Source organism: Chryseobacterium sp. ON_d1 (genome assembly GCF_006829085.1).
GTDB lineage: Bacteria > Bacteroidota > Bacteroidia > Flavobacteriales > Weeksellaceae > Chryseobacterium.
In genome coordinates this window covers 203010-219234 of record NZ_BJTC01000004.1, presented here as the reverse complement: position 1 = coordinate 219234, position 16225 = coordinate 203010, and the positions used below count along the sequence as shown (strand labels likewise).

At 35.8% G+C, this 16225-nt stretch carries 13 protein-coding genes; 6 read left to right on the top strand and 7 right to left on the bottom strand.

Going from position 1 to position 16225, the window contains the following annotated elements:
* Positions 1-683: 683 nt before the first annotated feature.
* From CRS_RS08260 to CRS_RS08235, 6 genes are all read right to left on the bottom strand, one after another.
* Positions 684-1505 (bottom strand): class I SAM-dependent methyltransferase, encoded by an 822-nt coding sequence (locus CRS_RS08260; protein ID WP_142723580.1) that lies wholly within the window; start codon positions 1503-1505, stop codon positions 684-686.
* Positions 1506-1610: 105 nt separating this feature from the next.
* Positions 1611-3473, bottom strand: coding sequence for a tRNA uridine-5-carboxymethylaminomethyl(34) synthesis enzyme MnmG (gene mnmG, locus CRS_RS08255; protein WP_142723579.1), 1863 nt, complete (start codon positions 3471-3473; stop codon positions 1611-1613).
* Positions 3474-3619: 146 nt separating this feature from the next.
* The gene (gene ybeY, locus CRS_RS08250) at positions 3620-4039 is read right to left on the bottom strand and encodes an rRNA maturation RNase YbeY (RefSeq protein ID WP_034694045.1); all 420 of its coding nucleotides are present in this window, start codon (positions 4037-4039) and stop codon (positions 3620-3622) included.
* Between the two features lie 4 nt (positions 4040-4043).
* The gene (locus tag CRS_RS08245) at positions 4044-6203 is read right to left on the bottom strand and encodes a patatin-like phospholipase family protein (protein WP_142723578.1); all 2160 of its coding nucleotides are present in this window, start codon (positions 6201-6203) and stop codon (positions 4044-4046) included.
* Between the two features lie 2 nt (positions 6204-6205).
* Positions 6206-8653 carry a bifunctional UDP-N-acetylmuramoyl-tripeptide:D-alanyl-D-alanine ligase/alanine racemase gene (locus CRS_RS08240; protein ID WP_142723577.1) on the bottom strand — a complete coding sequence of 816 codons (2448 nt, stop codon included), beginning with the start codon at positions 8651-8653 and terminating at the stop codon, positions 6206-6208.
* A gap of 190 nt (positions 8654-8843) precedes the next feature.
* Positions 8844-9431 carry a thymidine kinase gene (locus tag CRS_RS08235; RefSeq protein ID WP_002982051.1) on the bottom strand — a complete coding sequence of 196 codons (588 nt, stop codon included), beginning with the start codon at positions 9429-9431 and terminating at the stop codon, positions 8844-8846.
* Positions 9432-9492: 61 nt separating this feature from the next.
* Between CRS_RS08235 and CRS_RS08230 the strand changes: the two genes are divergently transcribed.
* The 4 genes from CRS_RS08230 (at position 9493) to fabG (ending at position 14081) form a co-directional block, all read left to right on the top strand.
* Positions 9493-10968, top strand: coding sequence for a hypothetical protein (locus CRS_RS08230; protein ID WP_142723576.1), 1476 nt, complete (start codon positions 9493-9495; stop codon positions 10966-10968).
* 2 nt (positions 10969-10970) lie between these two features.
* Positions 10971-11645: a 16S rRNA (cytidine(1402)-2'-O)-methyltransferase gene (gene rsmI / locus CRS_RS08225; protein WP_142723575.1), complete on the top strand. Its 675-nt coding sequence runs from the start codon at positions 10971-10973 to the stop codon at positions 11643-11645.
* 6 nt (positions 11646-11651) lie between these two features.
* A complete protein-coding gene (locus tag CRS_RS08220; protein ID WP_142723574.1) occupies positions 11652-13163 on the top strand; it encodes a WG repeat-containing protein in 1512 nt (503 codons plus the stop codon).
* A gap of 174 nt (positions 13164-13337) precedes the next feature.
* The gene (gene fabG, locus CRS_RS08215) at positions 13338-14081 is read left to right on the top strand and encodes a 3-oxoacyl-[acyl-carrier-protein] reductase (RefSeq protein ID WP_142723573.1); all 744 of its coding nucleotides are present in this window, start codon (positions 13338-13340) and stop codon (positions 14079-14081) included.
* A 52-nt stretch (positions 14082-14133) separates the two neighbouring features.
* On the opposite strand, the gene CRS_RS08210 is transcribed toward fabG, so the two are convergent.
* Positions 14134-15177 carry a GMP reductase gene (locus CRS_RS08210; protein WP_142723572.1) on the bottom strand — a complete coding sequence of 348 codons (1044 nt, stop codon included), beginning with the start codon at positions 15175-15177 and terminating at the stop codon, positions 14134-14136.
* Between the two features lie 61 nt (positions 15178-15238).
* On the opposite strand from CRS_RS08210, the gene CRS_RS08205 reads away from it, so the two are divergent.
* Both CRS_RS08205 and CRS_RS08200 read left to right on the top strand, forming a co-directional pair.
* The gene (locus CRS_RS08205; RefSeq protein WP_142723571.1) at positions 15239-15991 is read left to right on the top strand and encodes a prolipoprotein diacylglyceryl transferase; all 753 of its coding nucleotides are present in this window, start codon (positions 15239-15241) and stop codon (positions 15989-15991) included.
* Positions 15988-16215 (top strand): hypothetical protein, encoded by a 228-nt coding sequence (locus CRS_RS08200; RefSeq protein WP_142723570.1) that lies wholly within the window; start codon positions 15988-15990, stop codon positions 16213-16215. The genes CRS_RS08205 and CRS_RS08200 overlap by 4 nt, the downstream gene beginning before the upstream one ends.
* Positions 16216-16225 lie beyond the last annotated feature (10 nt).

Here is a 16225-nt window from a genome sequence, read left to right as displayed (position 1 = left end):
TACAAAATATTCTATATAAATCGAAGTATTTTTCCCTGATTTCTATTTTTTTAAGCATAATCTTAAATTTTATGTTTCTATTTTTTGTTTCTGAAATTTTATCTTTCAGGAGAGATTTTATGGCTATTTTTCTTTTTTAAAATTCGGCTTAAAGGTTTTATTTTATTTCATATATGTATGAATACGATGTATTTTGTTGAATATCAATAAATAAGCTAATTTTTTGTTTTTTTATTTTTGTTTGTTTTACTCATTAAATACCATTGAATGAATAAGTTATGAATTTTTAGATAAATTTTTATATATTTTCCGTTTAAACTTAGAATTGATTTGATGATTAAATTTTTTTTGTTTTCTAAGTGCTATATTTTTAGATCAATATTTGAATCTTTTTTACTTCGTCAATTTTCATTTGCTGTCAAATTCTTTTGTATTTAAAAACTTGATAAAAATTATTTTGAGAATTATAATTTGAGGGCATTTCAAATTTTTTATAAATAGGTAAAGATGGAGTAGGGGAGTCTTAATTTTTTTCATTCACTTAGTTTCTGTGAAATTATTTAGAAGTAAACTGACCATTTAAATTTTTTTGATTTGAATATCTATATAGTTTCTGATCAACTTATTTTTTTCTATGAAAGTGTTAAAAATCGACCTTCAGAAATGGCTCTAAAATCGACTTTCTATCTTTTTTCGATAATATATATCAAACTTGAAAATTCAGCCGAAAATAAAGCTTTTACGTTAGAAATCGTTCCGTAAACAACAGCTTTTAGCCAAAATAAAGGTGATTTTTTGTATTTTTCGCTCAACATAGAAATGTAGTATGAGTCAAGGACCAATGGTTTGATCTTTCTCATTTTCCAGTCCCGGTTTTTAGAAATTAAATTTTCCATACCATTTTTTGAAAAGTGATAGATGTGCCTTGGTACATCATAAGCCGCCCAATATTCTTTATAATGTTTTGCATCATATGAAGTAGGATTGGGAACGGCAATAACAAGCAATCCTTTTTCTTTTAATTTTGTATGGAAGATCTTCAGCATCTCATCCTGATTTTCAATATGCTCAAATACATGCCAAAGTGTAATGGCATCCAGGCTGTGTTCTTCAATCTTATGAATGTCATCTATAATTGAAGCTTTTGTTATTTTCCCCAGTGCTGCTTTTCTTGCATCTGCATCCGGTTCAAAGCCGAAAGTTTCAAAATCATTCTCTATATATTTTACAAACTCTCCGGCACCGCATCCATAATCAAGTACTTTTGATCCCTTTTTGATTCTGTCTACCAGTATATTTTTTTTGTATTGCAGATTGAAAGACTGAAGGAATTTATACAGTTTTTCTTTCAGACTTCCTGAATCCTGATGATGAGAAATGTAATCTTCGCTTTCATAATATCTGGAAATATCAGATGGGATAGGGGAGGTCTTGAAAACTCCTTTAGTTTCCGTTTCCTGAATTTCAAATATTTCCTGTGAAAGAAAATGATCTTTTATTTTCATTGAAGTAAATATCTTTTTAATATAAAAATTAAGGTATTCTAAACTAGCTTATAAATACCTTAATTTTTTACTTTTATTTTTAATGTTCCACGTGAAACATTCTTTTTAACGTCCCAGATATACTAATAAAACGTTGATATCGGCAGGTGAAACCCCACTTATTCTTCCTGCTTGGGCAATAGTTTTAGGACGTACATTAGACATCTTCTGCTTTGCTTCTGCCGAAAGGCTGGAAAGTTTTGTATAATCGAAATCTTCCGGAATTTTGATGTTTTCCAGACGGTTTAGCTTGGCTACGTTCTCTTTTTCTTTTTCGATATATCCTTTATATTTGATATTAATCTCTGCCTGTTCTCTTACTTCATCATTATATTGGGTAGAGACTTCTTTAATAAAATCAATCTCATCCAGTTTTTCTAATGTCATATTAGGTCTGGTAAGAATCTGTGCTGCTCTGTATGCCTGATCTACCGGACTGCTTTCAATAGATTCAAGGATTGGGTTGATAATGCCTGGTTTTAAAGAAGTTTCCCGAAGAAATTCTTCAAGTGATTGGCTTTCAGATACTTTTGTTTCTACTCGTCTTAATCTGTCTTCTTTTGCTAATCCTAATTGGAAGGCTTTTTCTGTCAGTCGGATATCTGCATTGTCCTGTCTTAGAAGAAGTCTGTATTCTGCTCGGGAAGTAAACATTCTGTAAGGCTCTTCAGTCCCTTTGGTAATCAAGTCATCAATTAATACTCCGATATAGGCTTCATCTCTGTTTAGAATGAATTCTCCTTTTTCGTGTACTTTATTGTGGGCATTGATCCCTGCAATTAACCCTTGTCCTGCTGCTTCTTCATATCCCGTTGTTCCATTGATCTGGCCGGCGAAATATAAATTATCAATTATTTTTGTTTCAAGTGTATGCTTTAATTGGGTAGGGGGGAAGTAATCATATTCGATGGCATAGCCCGGACGGAATACTTTTACGTTTTCAAATCCCGGTATATGTTTCATTGCTTTAATCTGTACATCCTCTGGCAGAGAAGAACTGAACCCGTTTACATAGATTTCAACAGTTTTCCATCCTTCCGGTTCTACGAAAAGCTGATGTCTGTTTCTTTCAGCAAAACGATTGATCTTATCTTCAATACTTGGACAGTATCTTGGACCTAAGCTTTGAATTGTACCATTGAACATAGGGCTTCTGTCAAAGCCCTCTCTTAAAATATCGTGTACCGTTTCATTGGTATATACGATATGACAGCTTAATTGTTTTGTAAGTTTTGGTGTATCAAGATAGCTGAACTTTTGTGGATTTTCATCTCCTTTCTGTTCTTCCATTTTTGAATAATCCAAACTTCTTCCATCTACTCTTGGTGGAGTACCGGTTTTCATTCTTCCTGCTTCGAAACCTAAAGTGACCAATTGTTCTGTAATTCCAAATGCTCTCGGTTCACCCATTCTTCCTCCGCCTAATTGTTTATCTCCAACGTGAATTAATCCATTAAGGAAAGTTCCGTTAGTAAGAACTACAGATCTTCCTTTGATCTCAATTCCTAAAGAAGTAACAACGCCGGTTACTTTATTATTTTCAACAATCAGCTGTTTCACCATATCCTGAAAGAAATCAAGATTGGGGGTATTCTCTAATGCCAATCGCCATTCTTCAGCAAAAAGCATTCTGTCATTTTGGGTTCTCGGAGACCACATCGCAGGACCTTTTGAAAGATTGAGCATTTTGAATTGGATAGCAGATTTGTCTGCTACAATTCCGGAGTATCCTCCCATTGCGTCAATCTCTCTTACGATCTGTCCTTTTGCGATTCCGCCCATTGCCGGGTTGCAGCTCATCTGTCCGATGGTCTGCATATTCATTGTGATCAGTAATGTTTTTGAACCGAGGTTGGCCGCCGCTGCCGCCGCTTCACAACCTGCATGTCCTGCACCTACTACGATCACATCATATATTTCTGAAATCATTTTATATCGCTTGTTTTAAGCTTTAAACCTTATCTTTATAACCAATGTTTCACGTGAAACATTTTTGGAGAATACACTCTAGATAAATGTATATTATTGCTAGAATTGAGTACTTTAGATATGGGACTTTAAGTGATTGTTCAATTTTAAAACTTTAAATCTCTGTATTTATCCAGGTACAGATCTTCCATTCTCCGCATCTCTTTTTCTTCCTCTTCCGTCTTGTCTTTATAGCCTGCGAGATGTAAAATTCCGTGGGCTAAAACCCTTCTCAATTCTTCTTCATAATCTCGGGAAAGGGTAGAGGCGTTATCAGAAATGCGCTGCAAAGATACGAAAATCTCAGCGCTTATTGTCTTTCCTTTTACATAATCAAAAGTGATGATATCTGTATAATAATCATGCTGCAAATAATCCTGATTGATCTTAAGAAGATATTCGTCATCACAGAAAATGTAATTGATTTCTCCTAGTTTTTTTCCTTCTGAAAGAATAAGATCTTCCAGCCATTTTTTGTAATCTGTACTTACCGATTCTGGCAAGTTTTCATAAAAGAACTGTATCATTTTTTTAAAACCAGTGTCCTAAAATAACACTGAATATACCTTTTTGGTTATTTTTAAGTGAGTGGCTGAAGTTTACTTTTATCTGCCCGAAAGGAGATTTGTAACCTGCCGTTATTCCCAGTGAACTATAATTTACTTTAACTGCATCTTCAAACTTGATATCGTTTGACAGGTTGGCAAAGCTGAAGTTTCCACTGATAAAATAGTTTTTATTGAATTTAAACTGGATATCGTTGGATGCCAGTATTACATTATTGGTATAGAGCTGGGCAAAATAGAATCCCCCGAAGCTTTTGAAATTAATAAGGTTCTGTTCAAAAATTCCGCCTAATCGATATTGGTAGTAGGGTGGAAGGTTTTCACCAATTGTAACTCCTCCAAAAATATTAAGACGGTAAGTAAATTGTTTACCAAGCGGTATATTGACCTTTAGATCTGCTTTTATCTGAACAATCCTTTTATCTACTTCAGATTTTAAAAGGTCTATTACTTTTCCTTCTGCAGCAAAATATACCCCTTTTGTCGGAAATTCTTTATCATCTTGTGTATCGGTTTTAATAAAGATGTAAGGGTTCAGAAAACGGCTGTAACGTCTGTTGTCTCCATTGGTGTTTTCTGCTTTAAAATAATCGTGGCTGATACCACCTCCAATAGCGAATTTATCCTTCCATATGGACTGTATATAGGCTTCATTTCTTAACCATTCCCATCGGTCAACTACATAATTATCTACATTCTTCAAATCAAAGCTCATTCCTGATGAATAAATACCAAATCCCGGGATATAGCCGTTATCGATAAAATAATTCAGATAATATCTCAGGCGGTCTCCAACAACAACATCCAGGGAGAGATTTGAATTTTTGAATAAAAGTCGTTTGGCAGAATAATTTAAAAGAAGCCCGGTTTTGAAAACTTCATCATAATGCAACCCGAATTTTAGAAAATGTCGCGCATCATCTTCAGTGACATAAAGCTTCAGATAGTTGGCATCATTCTGCTGAACGATATCATAGTTAATAAAACGGTAGTTATTCGTAGCAACCAGCTTATCGATCATTTTATTGATGCTTCCATAAGTCTGCAGAGAGGGGAGACGCAGCCCCATTTTTCCCAGTGTATAGTTCTTACCGTAGATTTTGCTTCCTTCAATAGAAATGCTGTCTATCTTATATACATTGGAGTATATCGGGTTTATTTGTTGTCTGAGACGTTCAAAAGGTCGCTTTGGCAGCTGATCCAGTATCTGAGAGTATTTCAGGCCTTCCACGTAGCCACTGTCCAGAATTTTCTTTTTATCATCATAGCTTGTAGCAGACATTCCTTTAAGATTGGGTTTGATATTGATGTCTGTATATTTATACTGCCTTCTGGTATCTCTTTTTATTCCAAAATCAATAACCTGGTTCAGGATGGCTATAATATTGTTTAAATCCTCTCTTTTTGAAAGATCCTGGTTAAGGTCCACTCCGATGACGATATCGATTCCTTTGTCTTTTAATGGCTTTGAAGGATAGTTTACCGTCATAGCCCCATCAATATAAATACTGTCACCAATTTTTACCGGATCCATTAAAGAAGGAAAAGCAGAACTCGCCATGATTGACTGTACGAGATCTCCCTTTTCAAAAATCTGCATATTGCCACTTTCAAGATTGGTAGCAACACATAAAAAGGGAATAGGCATTTTGGAAAAATCTTCTATATTGGAAACATTTTTAAAAAGCTCTTTTAGCAGATAAACATTTCTCTGGCCGGTGCTTATAGAAGAGGGCAGGTTGATTTTACCGTTTTTTAGTGGAATGGATAAAAGATATTTGTCTACGGACTTGTTGAAAAAACTTGCTTCCTGACGTGACTTTGGATCCATAATCAGTGAATAGAAGTCTGTATCCATGACTATTTTTTCTATTTCTTTTCCTGAATAACCGGCAGCATACAGTCCGCCAACGATGGCTCCCATACTGGTTCCTGAAATATAATCTACTTTCACTCCCAATGAATCCAATACTTTAAGAACTCCGACATGTGAAAAACCTTTAGCTCCACCGCCGGCAAGCGACAGACCTATCTTTGCGTTTTTCGGAATCACCAGATCTTTTTTTACCTGAGAATGGATCAATAACAGTGGGAATATGAAAAGTAGAATCAGGAGTTTTTTCATCGTTAATCTTTTATATAAATCCTCTTCACCCGGGGCGAAATGGAGGTTAAAACTTCATAAGTTATCGTTTTGCAGTATCCTGCGAATTCTTTTAAACTAGGGTGAGCGTTGAAAACAGTTACTGTATCGCCTTCCTTTACATTTGGGATATGATCAATATTGATCATCATCATATCCATACAGATATTTCCAACGATAGGTGCCAGTGTTTTGTTTACTCCGACGTTTCCTACCTGGTTTCCTATCAGTCTCGGAATTCCGTCTGCATATCCTACCGGAATGGTTGCAATTCTTGTGGGATGATCTGCCTTGTATCTTCTGCTGTAGCCTACAGATTCACCGTCTTCTACCGTTGATATCTGTGAAATTACGGTTTTAAAGCTTACCACGGAACGTAGTTGCTTCTGAATTTCAGGATCGGCCGATTCTCCAAGCATTCCTATACCAATTCTTACCATATCATACTGGTGATCTGTGTAACTCGTTATTCCGGAAGAATTCAGGATATGACGGATAGGGGTGTAACCTAATTTCTCGATAAGGTAACTGGAATTTTTTTCGAAAAAATTCAGCTGTTTCAAAGTGAATTCTTTTTCTTCAGGCATATCAGATGAAGAGAGATGACTGAATATACTTTGTACTTTTACATTGATATGGCTTAAAGTTTCGCTTAACTGATCCAGTTCAAAATCTTTAAAACCAAGTCGGTGCATTCCTGTTTCCAGTTTGATATGAATAGGATATTTCTTATCATATCCGGATTTCTGAACTGCCTCATAGAAAAGATCCAATACCCTGAAGCTGTAAATTTCAGGTTCCAGATTATATTCAATAATGGTTTGATAGCTGTGCTGTTCAGGATTCATCACAATAATCGGGGTAGTGATTCCTTTTTTTCTCAGTTCTACTCCTTCGTCTGCATAAGCCACGCCAAGATAATCGATATGATGGTGCTGCAGAAATTCAGAAACTTCAAAACTTCCCAGTCCGTAAGCATTGGCTTTTACCATCGCCATCATTTTAGTTCCCGGTTTCAGGAGAGATTTATGATAGTTAATATTATGAAGAATTGCATTGAGGTTAACTTCCAGTACTGTATCATGTTTTCTAAGTTCAAGAATATCTTTAAGCTTTTCGATCTCAAACTTTCTGGCCCCTTTCAGTAAAATGATCTGATTTTCTAATTCAGTAAGGTATTTACTTTCAATAAGCTCTTTGGTGTCAATGAAAGTATATGTTTTAGATTTAAATAATTCACTATATTTTGAAATTTCATCACCGATCAGAAATAGCGAATCGAAATTCTGCTCGTTCACCAGCTCAGAAACTTCTTCGTATAATTCTTTAGCGTTGGTGCTCACTCCTACAATGTCAGTTAAGACCAGCGATTTTTTAGATTTATTATACTCATTCAAAAACTGCAGGGCAGTTCTTAAAGAATCGAGGTCAAGATTAAAAGAATCGTTGATGATAATATTTCCTTTAATTCCTTCGATTGCTTCAAGCCTCATTTCAACGGCCTTTAAAAGATTGATTTTTTCGACGATCTTTTTATTTTCGATATTCAGTTCCTTGAGGACTGTGATAAGCGCCATAGCGTTGGTTAACGTCGCTTCGTCTCTCTGATGGGCCGGAAAACTGATTTCTTCGCCAAAATAATCAACAACTATATTTTCATCTCTGGAAATATTGCTGCTGATGAAAACCTGGTTCTCTTTTTTGAAACCATAAGCAATTAATTTTTTATCAGAATAGGATTTTTTAATTTTCTGATCAACCAGAGTATGGTCTCCATTATAAATGATTACTTCAGAATTTTTAAAAAGTCTGATTTTTTCATCAATCAATTCTTCTTCAGATGAAAAGTTGGCGGCATGGGCTGTTCCTATGTGAGTCAGTAATCCGATCTGAGGGTGGAAAATATTTTCAAGCTTTTCCATTTCATGCGGTTTCGAAATTCCCACTTCAAAGATTCCCAGCTGATGGGAATTGTTGATCTGAAGAAGAGACAAGGGCAATCCAATCTGAGAATTGAAACTTTTTGGACTTTTTACAGTAGGGAATTCATTCCACAGACATTGGTATAACCATTCTTTCAAAATCGTTTTACCATTACTTCCGGTGATTCCGACAGACTGTAAATGAGAATTTTCGAAATGATATTTTGCTAATTTTTGGAGAAACGCTACTGAATTTTCAACAATGATCCAGGTTATATTCTCAAACTCAGGATAATGGTGTTCGGAAATAATGACTTTGATACCTCTGTCTATTGCAGATTCAATAAATTTTTCACCGGAATTTTTATGGGTGTTGATCGCGATAAAGGCTGTATTTTTGATAGCATAAATAATCCTGCTGTCATACGCTATATTTTTAATCAGTAAATTTCCGTCTCCAATAACCTGTGCATTGGTGATCTCTGCAATGTGTTGTACTGTATAGTTCATTGGTACCCTTTCTGCTTTATTTTGAGCGAAACCGCAAAAAGGTAAAATAGTAAAAGGGCTAAGATTTATAACATCATCTGGTGTTTCCTTTTTAAATATTTTACAGAGCTTTTCCGCTTTTCATTTTAAATTAAGTGAATATATTTTTATGGTTTGATGCAAACAGTAATTTTACTTGCTTGTCTCCCGTTTATTTTCTTTTTGAAAGTACTTCATCAATAAAAACACGGCGGCTTACTGCTTCATAGCTTTCAGTTTCTCCCAATTCCACCAGATTATCCCCCTGGGAAATTCTCATGGAATAGTTGGCAAGATTACCCGTTCTCTTACAAATAGCATGCACTTTTGTAACATATTCGGCTGTAGCCATCAGATTAGGCATTGGCCCGAACGGACGGCCCAGAAAGTCCATATCCAATCCTGCAATTACCACTCTGATACCACTGTTGGCCAACTGATTGGCAATATCAACAATACTTTCATCGAAAAACTGAGCTTCATCAATTCCTACCACATCACAATTAGAAGCCAGCAGAAGAATTTCATTCGGATTTTCTACTGCAGTACTGCGTATTTTATTCTGATTATGAGAAACCACGTCCTCTTCAGAATACCGTACATCCAGTTTGGGTTTAAAAATTTCCACATTCTGTCCTGCCATTTCTGCTCTTCGCAATCTGCGGATAAGTTCCTCTGTTTTACCGGAAAACATAGAGCCGCAAATCACTTCCATCCAACCGCTTTGTTTGGAATGATTAATTGTATTTTCTAAAAACATTTGTTAAATTAGCCGTATATTTTTAACATCAAAAGTAAGCAATTTTAATAAGAATCTTATTATGCAGAATATCCAAGATTTAAAGGAAAAGATTTTTTTTGAATCCATGAATATCATTGATAATCTGGACAAAATAAGTCATATAGACGAATTACTTTCTAAGCAAGATCTTGTGGATGAGCTTGCTAACAGGATTTCTTTTTTGAAACTGCTGGAAAAAAATATTGAATACTTTGTAGCAGATAATCCGGAGCAGAATCAGGAGAACAAATATGACTCCTTTGCAACAGGAGAAACGGAACATCATGATACCAATGAAGTAACGGAAGAGGAAGCTATTTTCAATAATGAACTGAACGAAATAGATGAAAATGAAATTTTTTCGGACAGATCTGAAGAAGAAGCTGTTTTTAATAATCAGCTCAATGAAATTGTTGAAAATGAATTCCATGAAAATATCGTAAGTTTTGTAGAAGAAAGCTATACTGAAAAAACGCCTGAGATTCTTCAGAAACAAACTTCTGATCAGGAATCACTGGAAGAAGAAGCTGCTTTTAACAACCAACTCAATGAAATTGATGAAACGGAAATTACTGCACAGGAGAAGGCTGTTCTGAATTTTGTAGATGAAGATAAAATTCTTGCTGAATCTACACCGGATTCGGATGAAGATCTTAATGAGGACCTGTTTTATCATGAAGTAACTGAAGAAGAAACGGTTTTCAGCAATCAGCTTACCGAAATAGAGGAAGAGGAAATCCCTGAACCCGAAGCTAAAAAAGAAACTGATTTTGCCGTGGTAAATGACACCAAAACACAGGTGACAGAAACCATTCCAAGTATTTTTGACGCCGAAACCCTGGAAGATGAAATACTGATTGAAGAAAATGAAGAACAGTTCATTGTTTCGAACGTCTCAATAGAACAGGGAGAGTTGGCTACAGAAACTTCCAATGTGGAAAATATTCTGAGCGAGATAAAAAATGACCATTCAGAAGAAGACACAAAAGAAGAAAGTATTCTTGCAGAAGTCTACGACCGAAGAAAAATTGTGGAAATTGATAAACCTGTTCCTGAAGATACTGAAAAGCACCGTTCTGATGAAAGCTTTGAAAACTTAGACGAATATCATCAGGAGAAAAAAATAAAATTAGCCAATATCAAAGGATTGAAAGCTGTTCAGTCACTTTTTGATGATGACCCTCTGGAAAGAGATATTCCTCTGGAAAAAGAACCTGTTATTGTGAAGGAAGATACCGGAAGTATTCTGAAATCCAACATTCCTACTCATTTTATGGAAGCAGAAAAGCAGAAGCCGGAATTTAAGCTGGATCTGAATGACAGAATTGCATTCTCTAAAATGCTTTTTGAAGGAAGCCAGTCTGATCTTAACGATACGGTATATCAGCTGAATCAATTCAAAACACTGGAAGAAGCCAAAGAATATCTCAGCGATCTGTATTACGAAAGAAAATGGAATAAGGTGGATGAATATGCACAGAGACTTTGGATATTGGTGGAAAATAAATTCTTATAATTTTGAGCGGAATCCTATATTTTGTTCCCACACCCGTCGGGAACCTTGAAGATATGACTTTCAGGGCAGTAAATATTCTGAAAGAAGTAGATTATATTTTATGTGAAGACACCAGAACTTCCGGTGTACTTTTAAAACATTTTGAGATCTCCAAGCCTTTAAAGTCCTATCATTTACACAATGAGCACCAGGCAACGGAGAAAGTGATTACAGACCTTAAAAACGGCCAGAACATCGCTATTATTACCGATGCGGGAACACCTGGTATTTCAGATCCCGGTTATTTGCTGGCAAAAGCGGGTGCAGACAGCAATATTGATATGATCTGCCTTCCCGGAGCAACAGCGCTTATTCCGGCACTTGTGGTTTCAGGGCTTCCTAATAATGAATTCCTGTTCGCAGGATTTCTGCCGCAGAAAAAAGGAAGACAAACCAAACTGAAGCAGCTTGCTGAAGAAAAAAAGACGATCGTGCTTTACGAAAGTCCTCATAAGATCAATACAACGCTGGAGCAGATCAGGGAGTTCTTTGGGGAAGAAACCAAAGTAAGCTTAAGCCGTGAGATTTCCAAGAAATTTGAAGAAACCAAACGGGGAACAATCAATGAATTAATTGAATTTTCCAAAAGTAAAACTTTAAAAGGAGAGATTGTTCTTATTGTCAATAATTCTATTTAATTTTCCTTGAAAAATTTAGTTTTTGTATTATGTTCTGTAGTCTGTACAGCACAGACTAATCAATACATGAAGGTTATCCTTTCGAAAAAAACAGGTAAAGAGATCAGTTCTTATTCCGAAGGTTATGGAACATTTTATGATACTGGTGATAAGAAACAGGGCATTGTAGATTCTTTAGGAATGATTACATTTCAGTCTTCAGGCAAAGGAGGTATTCTGCATGTTTTCAAAAACCGGTTTATTCTTTATTCTGAGGAAGGAAATGGTAAAAAATCAGCAGTTATTGACGAAAAAGGAAATGAAATTATCCCTTTAAATGATCAGGAATTTAATACACCATGGTGGAGTAAAGATTGTATAATCTCATCAAAACAGAATGCTGAGGCTGTATATGATTTTAACGGAAAGGAAATTATTCCATATTCAGAAAAGATCCGTTTTTCAGGAAAGAACAGACTTTTTGTTTTAAAAGATAAAAAATGGTTTCTGTATGACCTTAAAGGAAAGCAGCTCAGTAATCGTGAATTTAAGGAAGATTATAGCTTTGAACAGGGTAGAGCGCTGATTATCAATGAAGACAATGAAAAAGAAATCATTGGAAATAATGGCCAGACTCTGCACAAGTTTTCAAAGCAAGTGGTAGATATTAATGCCTATCCTTATCTGATTACTCAAAATAAAGCTACAGGAAAATATGGCTTGATTGATACAGATGAAAATACGATTGCTGAAGAAATCTATAACGATATTACTCCGGAATATTTTGGTAAAAAGGAGTATATCTATCTTACAAAAAACGGAAAAACTACAGTTTTCAGTAAGAAAAGCAGAAAGCTGTACGCCCAGACTTTTAAATATGTAAATCCTTTATTGGATAAATATTTCAGTGTCTATAATGATAAGGTAAAGAAATCCGGGATTATAGACCTGGAAGGGAATATTATTTATCCTCAGGAATATGATTTTATCCGAAGTTTCACCATTTCCGGGAAAGATTTTATATTCCTTAAAAAAGGAAGTGAAGAGAAATTTCTTGATAAGGATCTTAAGAATATTGTAGGTGATGGAGTTCAGATTTTTGGTTTCTATCCTGATAACCTTATCATTGGAAAGGAAGGTAAATATTATATATTTTCAGTGACGGACCAGTCGTCGACAGAGTTAAAAAATATCAGCGGGATAAAGAATGAGGATTTTGAATACTTTAATCCTCTTAATCAGTACTCAAAACCTCTGGTGTGCAGAAATACAGATAATTTTTATGGTATTCTGGATGGGAAAGGAACAGAAATTGTACCCTTTGTTTACGAAGATATTATAACGTTCGGGAATGCTGAAAACGAAATCGTGGTTAAAAGAGGAGGAAAATTCGGTGTTTCCAATTTTCAGAATGAGCCCCTGAAGGAAATTATTTATGATAAATATTTTTGGCAGAAAGAAGTACTGAAGCTTGATAAAAATAAAAAAACGGACTTTATTTATTTCTCCAGATTTAAAAATAATTCTGTGCCGCTTTAGTGAAAAATCAGATTAAGCATTAAAAAAAATCAGTATTTTGACAATTTAAATGGGTTGAATAACAATTTATAATATCTTTGCAGACCGTTTAATTCCGGAAAGGAATTGGAGAAGTTATGAAAGTCAGCTATCAGTAGCTGAATGAGTTATAAAAGAAAATAATTGTCAATAGATATGAAAATATTAGAAGGAAAAGTAGCACTAATTACCGGAGCTACAAGAGGAATCGGGAAAGGTATCGCTGAAATGTTTGCCCAGCAGGGAGCAAAGGTAGCATTTACTTACGCCGGTTCTGTAGACAAAGCAAAAGAATTAGAAGCAGCTTTAAGTTCTGTAACCCAAATTAAGGGATATCAGTCTGATGCATCAGATTATGATGCTGCTCAGCAATTGGTGGAGGAAGTGATGGCAGAGTTCGGGCAGATTGATATTTTGGTAAATAACGCAGGAATTACAAAAGATAACCTGCTGTTGAGAATGTCCAAAGAAGATTGGGATAAAGTAATCAAAGTAAATTTAGATTCGGTTTTTAACCTTACCAAAGCGGTGATCAAGCCGATGATGAAGGCAAGATCAGGATCTATCATCAATATGACTTCTGTAGTTGGAGTGAAAGGAAATGCCGGGCAAGCCAACTATGCAGCCTCTAAAGCAGGAGTAATCGGATTTACAAAATCTGTGGCGCTGGAGTTAGGATCAAGAAATATCAGATGTAATGCGATTGCACCAGGATTTATTGAAACAGAAATGACTGCCGTTCTGGATGAAAAAACAGTTCAGGGATGGAGAGAAGAAATTCCTATGAAGAGAGGAGGACAGCCTGTGGATATTGCCAATGCATGTGTATTCTTAGGAAGCGAAATGTCAGCATACATTACCGGGCAGACGTTAAACGTTGACGGTGGGATGTTAACTTAAAATACAACTGGCTGCACAAATAGTGCAGCCAGTTTTTTTATTCTTTTTAGAATCAGTGCTCACTGAAAATCTGATTTTCCTGCTCCTGAACCCTGATAAAAGTGGTTCTTTTAGAGAGTTCTTTAAGCTTTGAAGCTCCTACATAGGTACAAGTAGATCGGACACCCCCTAAAATATCCTTTACCGTTTCTGAAACTGGGCCTTTATACGCCACTTTCACTGTTTTTCCTTCAGAAGCACGGTATTCTGCCACACCTCCGGAATGTTTATCCATGGCTGTTTTAGAACTCATCCCATAGAAAAGACGGTATTTTTTGCCATTTTCTTCAATCATTTCTCCACCGCTTTCATCATGCCCGGCAAACATTCCGCCCAGCATCACAAAATCTGCACCACCACCGAAGGCTTTTGCTACATCACCAGGTACTTTACATCCGCCATCTGCGATGATATGGCCGCCCAGTCCGTGAGCAGCATCAGAACATTCAATAATAGCCGAAAGCTGCGGATATCCCACGCCTGTCTTTACTCTGGTAGTACATACTGACCCTGGGCCAATACCTACTTTAATAATATCTGCACCTACCAGCAGAAGTTCTTCCACCATTTCTCCGGTAACGACATTTCCGGCTATAATAATTTTATCAGGAAAATTAGCCCTTGCTTTCTTCACAAATTCAACAAAATGTTCAGAGTATCCATTGGCTACATCTATGCAGAGAAATTCGATTTTAGGATGCTTTTCGAGAATCTGTCTTATTTTTTCCTCATCTGCTTTTCCCGTTCCCGTACTTAAAGCAATATACTGGTGAATACTTTCAGGCTGGCTGTTGAGAAACTGGCTCCATTCTTCGGGGGTATAATGTTTGTGAACTGCTGTAATAATTTTTTCTTTGGCCAGCTCTACTGCCATTTCAAAAGTCCCTACTGTATCCATATTGGCAGCGATTACAGGAATACCCGTCCATTTTTTCTTGGTATGCTTAAAGGTAAATTCTCTCTGGAGATTAACTTCTGAACGGGATTTCAAAGTGGAACGCTTAGGGCGGAACATTACATCCTTGAACCCCAGTTTTATGTCATATTCTATACGCATTTTGTAATTATTTGTCAGAATAAAGGTAGTAAATTATCTGAAATGGATTATTTTTGATGCTATGGATTTTCCCGTAGCTTTTCATATTTTCGGTAAAACAATTCTTGCGCATCCGCTTTTTGAGGCTGCCGGAATGTTTCTGGGGATGAGATATTATTTTTACCTCAAAAGAAAATCTTCTGAGAAATTGTCATTCAATACTTCTGCTGCAGTTTTGATTGGAGCAACCGCAGGGGCATTACTGGGCTCAAAATTTATAGGAAATCTGGAAAATCCTTATACAATATTTGATAATTTCAGTTTTCAGAAGCTTTGGTCCAGCAATACAATTGTAGGAGGCCTGGCCTTTGGATTATTAGGGGTTGAATTGGCAAAAAAAATAGTCAGTCATAAAGAAAGCACAGGCGACCTGGTGGTTTTTCCCTTAATGTTGGCGATGATAATTGGGAGGATTGGCTGCTTTCTTACGGGAGTTTATGAGGAAACTTACGGTATTCCTACAGATTCTGTTTTTGGAATGCATTTGGGGGATGAATACCTGAGACATCCTGTTGCCCTGTACGAAATAGTTTTCCTTATTAGCCTTTGGGGTGTTCTTAAATATATTCAGAAACAGAAGAAATATACCTCAGGTTTTCTATTTCAGATCTTTATGCTGAGCTATTTTACATTCAGATTCTTATTAGACTTTATTAAACCAAGGGTTGAAATTGCAGGAAATCTGGGAACGATTCAACTTGTATGTATTTGTGTAATTATTTACTACATTTATACTATTAAAAATACTCAAACCACTTTAAAATATTCAAGATGAATTTATTAACACTTTTGGAGGTTGGAGATATGACCGGTCTGGTCATCATAATCATTGGTGTAATGATTGTAGGCGCTGCATTCTTGTCTGTTATTGTTACATTTATTGTAAAACTGATTTATGAAAGTAGTGACAACAGGAAATTCAGCAAAAAGCAGTTTATACAGACTTTTGTTATTTGTTTATTGGTCTGTGGCTTAATAAGCGGATATATCTGTGGATAAGCATTTTAAA